This window comes from Hyphomonas beringensis (genome assembly GCF_000682755.1).
Classification (GTDB): domain Bacteria; phylum Pseudomonadota; class Alphaproteobacteria; order Caulobacterales; family Hyphomonadaceae; genus Hyphomonas; species Hyphomonas beringensis.
Genome location: NZ_AWFF01000072.1, coordinates 1 through 5,423, shown reverse-complemented (window position 1 = coordinate 5,423; position 5,423 = coordinate 1). Strand labels below are relative to the sequence as shown.

4 protein-coding genes are annotated in these 5,423 nt (G+C 49.7%); 1 reads left to right on the top strand and 3 read right to left on the bottom strand.

The genetic code is table 11. The features are described 5' to 3' along the window. A partial coding sequence (locus HY29_RS19635; RefSeq protein WP_206741983.1) for a hypothetical protein occupies nt 1-182 on the top strand: 182 nt, incomplete at its 5' end. Nucleotides 183-253: 71 nt separating this feature from the next. On the opposite strand, the gene HY29_RS19270 is transcribed toward HY29_RS19635, so the two are convergent. From HY29_RS19270 to HY29_RS15385, 3 genes are read right to left on the bottom strand one after another with little or no spacing between them, the layout of a single operon-like run. Further along, nucleotides 254-628: a hypothetical protein gene (locus tag HY29_RS19270; RefSeq protein WP_155838379.1), complete on the bottom strand. Its 375-nt coding sequence runs from the start codon at nt 626-628 to the stop codon at nt 254-256. Then, on the bottom strand, nt 625-3,558 hold the full coding sequence (locus HY29_RS15390; protein ID WP_034798560.1) for an RHS repeat domain-containing protein: 2,934 nt from the start codon (nt 3,556-3,558) through the stop codon (nt 625-627). The genes HY29_RS19270 and HY29_RS15390 overlap by 4 nt, the downstream gene beginning before the upstream one ends. A 39-nt stretch (nt 3,559-3,597) precedes the next feature. Next, nucleotides 3,598-5,133 (bottom strand): hypothetical protein, encoded by a 1,536-nt coding sequence (locus tag HY29_RS15385; protein WP_034798558.1) that lies wholly within the window; start codon nt 5,131-5,133, stop codon nt 3,598-3,600. Nucleotides 5,134-5,423 lie beyond the last annotated feature (290 nt).

Below are 5,423 nucleotides of genomic sequence, written 5' to 3'. Positions count from 1 at the left end.
TTCCAAGGCTAAACGCCCCTGCCCTACGCCTAAAGCCCGGTTCCGCTGACAATGCCGGTTATTGCTCATATACCGAGGTTAAACGCAGATCTGCTCACCTCAAGCCTGGTTCCTTTGACAATGCCATGCTGTCACCCGTCGACTTTGAACGGCAGCAGGAAATGAAAACCGAAGGCGTCTAGAAAACGCGGGGCTATTCAAACAAATAAACTAAATAAACCGCAAAAGGCAACGCACCCGGGAATTTAAGAGATCAGACTTTTTGATCAAAAACTCGCAATATCGTTGCTATCAAAACCGTCAGCGCAACTGCAACAATTAGCGCAATTAGCGAAAAAACATTGGGCTGGAAAAGGTCTGTCCAGACAGGAAGGAAAGCAGAAAGTAGTCCCAAAAAAAGTACTAACGAACGTGTGCGGATAAGTCGAGAGCGACAAGCCAACAGCCAAGCAGGCAGTAAGGTAATCCAACCCATTACAAATACTATTCTGGCTGACCAATAAATTGATGATAATAAGTATGTCCAATCCTGAAGATCAGCACTCCGCTCAAAATAAGCTTCCACATCCGCGATAGTAAAAATAATGCAAAACGCCAGCAAATAAAGTAAGCCAAAAAAAATCTTCATGGGATTAACGATTGAGCAATGCAGGCATCCCCATAAATACAGGAAAATGCAGCTTCAATTTGTACAGATCGGTACCCTATAGTTCTTCGGTCTCCTTCTTTCGAGAAGTCAATTCCACGACCAAGATGCCTTTCTGCAGACTGGACAACATTAGAACCCCACCCCCTATTTTTGAACAAACTGTTTAGTTCTTCTACCACCTGCTTGTATTGTTCAGCATCTCGATCCTTCAGCTCATCCAGCATCTGTTGAACTTGGCCTTGTTCGTATCGAACAAACGCCCGATCGATACCATCCGGGGCATCTGTTATGCTTGGAACCGCTTCGCCTGCCTTCAGTGACTTGAAGATGGCCACATTCTTCTTTTCCAGTTCCCAAGAGAGTGTCTCTAACCATTGTACCGTTGACTTTGACAGACCAGTGAAAGTGCGTGGCGTATCCAATATATCGAGTGTACTCGCAGCAGCCGCAGGAAAAACAGTGATTTTCTTGAACTTCGGATCTCTAGACCATATCTCATATCTCTCTTTCCGTGCACAAAATGTATTTTTAATGAGACAGTACATCCCCGTTGGATCTGTCCCATTCACCGGGTCATTTCCGACATAGGCGTAGAGGTTCATCTGGTCATTGTAGCCGACGGCATCAGCCACAGTCCGCAGCACATTCTCCGCATCATAGGTAAAGGTGAGATCGTTCAGCCCGGCGATGAGGTTGCCGTTACCATCATAGGAAATCGCATCCCCGCCGATGCTGGTATACTGATCGAGCCCGTTCGGCTGATAGGCGGTGGTCGAGACATCCGGGGTCCAGATCATCGACGGATCGGAGACCGTCTGCGTCAGCACCTGGCTTACGCCATTATATGTAAAGCCATACTCCAACTCTGCGACACTTGAAGCGCAGGCCGTTGGGCTCGTGCCGGTCAGGTTCCAATCATGACAGGTCAGATCACCCCGGTCGCTGTAATCGAACCAAGAGGAGGTTCCGTTGGCATAAGTGATACTCTTTCGTCGGGAGAGATTGTCATAATCGATGTGCGCAAAGGTCCGCGGTATGCCATTGTTTTCAATCGCATCTGTCACCCGGTTGAGCGCATCATACTGGTACTCAATGGACCAATTGTCCGGATAGGTCAGATATCTGAGATTGTTAGCCGCATCATAGCTGTACGAAACCTGCCGCGTGCCATTATGCTTTTGCCACTCGACCCGGCCGATGGCATCGTAGCCATAGCTCAGCGTCACCCCATCATGCACAGCGGTCAGCTTCCGGCCCGCCGCGTTATAAGTATATGAATGCGTGACCGTGCCGCCATTCGCTGTGTGGGTCGGCGCGCCCGGCACATAACGGCCCACGAGACGGCCAAGCGCGTCATACGTGTAATCGATCACATCGCCCGAACGTGTGCGCTTCGTATCCGGACGACTGAACACATCGTATACGACCCGTTCATAGTCGGTTGTGGAGGTCTTCCCAGTCTGTGTCGGCGACGGGAAGTGGGTGTGTGTCAGCCGATCCAACGCGTCATAGGCATGAGTGGTAACGTTCCCGCCAGCATCCGTAATCGCATCGATCTTGCCGGTCGGCGTATAGCTGATGAACTTGTAGCATTGCTGTAGATAAGAGGATGGGTCGTAGCTTGCGCGCATTGCAGCGCAGTCGAGTGTAGATCCTGTCCCGCCATTATTGCCCGCCCAGGCCTTGATGAGCTTTTCAGGACGCCCCATTGAATCATAGACCGTCCGCGTCTTACGACCCGCCCCATCAATCTGCACGATTGGCCGGTCTACTGCGTCATAGTAAGTGTAAGATGTATAAGTGTCCGGATCCGTTACCGAAAACAGACGTAGCGAAGAATCGTAGGTGTAGCTCGAATTCGCTGCCCCTTGTGTCTCCGTTAGCTTGTTGCCCCAGATGTCGTAGGTCAGAATGGCATCTGCCCCAGCCTGGTAGTCGATGAGCTTTGGAAGCTCTTCATCCGGCAGGCCATAGGAGAGATAGGTGACTGTTGTTTGGTTGCCCCTGGGATCGGTGATGCGGACTTTATTTCCATTCAGGTAATCCCGGGTGACCGAAGCGAAGGGCGACACCGTCTGGTGAACTTCCGTTCGTCGACCGAGCGCGTCGTAATCTGTCTCCAAGCCTGCCGTTGCAACCGATGTAGCGGATGGAAAGGACACGAACACAACCCGATTTAAAGCATCATACTCTTTACTCTGATAAGAAACCGTACCCGGACGCGAGGTATCCTCAATCTTTGTGAGGAATGGCCGGAACAGGCCATCATAATGATTGGTTATTTCCAGGCTACCCTGCGTGATGGTTTGAACAATGCCGTCGGTAACAATGGAATAGGTGGCGTCCACGTCCGCCACAGCTCCATTCCCCTGGGGTGGAACAATTTTTATCAGCCAGCCGACCAAATTGTACTGATAGCTCGTTGTGTACCTACGCTCATTTGTCTCAGAAGATGTCCAGCCATTATCATCGACTACGCTGGACCGGGTTGTCGTGTCTGGATTTATCACAAGCTGCGGTTTGCCGCGTTTATAAGAGTCAAAACTCGTTATGTTCCCCAAGGCGTTGGTAATAGTTGCAAGGGCCCCTACCTGATTGCCATGAGTATGGTAGGTATACGCCTCGAAATCGGCGCCAAATTTCTTGTGTGTTTCGATCTGCCCGTTCGAATTGTAGATAAATGTTTCGAGGAGCTTTGAGTTCTGAGTGACCGTCTTTTGAAGGCCAATGATCCACTTCACCGGATCATGTTGATAGTCATATTCGAAGACGCGCTGTTCTGGCTGGAGGTTGCTGGATAAAATAACTTCGTAAGGCGACTCATAATCGTATGAACTTAGAGAAGCGTCTGCATTGTAGGCGTTAGATGTTGAAAACGTATCGTTGCCGCGCTGGACCGTTTCGATCATCAGCAATTTAGCGTTTTCCTGATGATTATTGTATTGATACTAGGTCGGGTGCACGGGAACAGGTTGATAGAGTCCGGACGGCCCCTTCTGATAAGTACGGGCCACCGTCTCTAACACGGCATTTGAGGAATCTTTTTTCTCTATTTTCTCTACCAGACCTTCGCGCCAGTCCGCGACCCGATAAATGTGGTAGACTTCCTTATTCCCGTCAGGCCGGATTATCGTTCTCGATTTAGTCAGCTGCAATCCAAGCGCTTGCTTGAACGCACCAAAGTCTTCATCGTAAGAATAGGTCCACTGACAGGTGGCAGCACCAGGAACGCTGACCACCTTCTGTTTGACGGCATGCGACACGAAGCCAAGGCTCAGCCAAGACGCCTCACTCGTATAACCACCTGTTGTTGTGTAAAATACCTTTTTACTTTCGCAAGTCGTAGGCTTGAACGCAGCGGGATATGTGTAAACGGTATCTATATCCGCTTCCATGATAATCCGCCCATTATGGATATTCTCTAACGTATACTGAGTAGACATTCCGGACGGGTGACGCACGGTTAGCGTTCGGGACGCAACCCCAAGCTTGTTGCATTTAGCGATCCTGGCGGAAAGGATACCAATATCATTGAATTTCCAGTACCGTCCGTCCGGGAGCGTCACTCTATAGAGATCGCCTCCAGATGTGTAGCTGTACGTCCATGTGCGGCCATTCGCAGTGACAGTCTGAACGACATCCTCACCATATTGGAAGTTGTTGGCTACGTAGGCAATTGTGATTTCACGACCGTCGTTCGAGTAGATGCGTGTAACCTTGGTTCCCGAATACTCGAACTTTACCCAATTGCCGTGGACATCCGAGATTTCGGTGGCGGCAATAATGCCTCCGCCTTTGCTGTAGTTGTACGCATCGTTTATAACCTTATCGAAAGTGTACTTCACTCCTTCTGGAGATACCGCTTCAAACGTTGGATCGGTCCCTTCGAAGCGTTTTACAACCCAGTGGTCTTCCGTCGCATACCGATACCCCTGAGCTTCTGCGGGAGTAGACGACATAGCGTAACTCAGTTTTTTTACGGGCATGCCTGGAATGGACATGTAAATGCCGGTCCACCCCAAGAAGCGCCTCCCACCCTGATAAGGAATATCTTCAGGCTGGTTGTAAGCTGAGCCCCCTTTCGCCACACCGGTGATAATCGGAATGTCAGCAACCCAGCTATTGTAGGCAACTCCGGTTGCATGATTGTTAGAACCTATACCGACACTTCCTAGAACACCTCTTGCAACGTACCCGGTATTACCAATTCTACGGCCGAATGAGACGGCAAGATCGGAATTTCCGGGAAGGGAAACATCTGTCTGCAGAAAAGACAGTTCACCGTTGTTCAGACTTATCGATTCTCCGAAATCCAAGTCTTCATCAGAAATTCGGTTTTGCCCCCAAAGATCAATCTGCGGCAGATCATCCACCGACAGGTCCGGCAGACCACTCTGAGCTTGCGCCTGAAAAGACCACAGGAAAATTGCTGTAATCAGCGCCAAAAAATTCGGTACGATTTTTCCTATCGGCCAGCTTGACATAGCACCCCCTCAATACTTCCAGTGTCTGCTTTGCTTGGCGTGCTCGTTTTGCCTGCTTCAAGCGGCGTGGAAATGAAGAGTCTTTCTGTTTCGAGGAGAAAATCAATCCTTACCGATGGTTGCAAACCACAAAGCTGTGGAAATCAAAGAGATGAAATGAAATTACTCTAGATTACCAATGTATGCCTACCGAATTTTGTAGCCTCGCCACCCACATATCCGGACAGTCGACTCTCAACAGGCTCGGGTTCTTCCGAAAGGTGAAAGCCACATTCGAACCGTCGGTACAC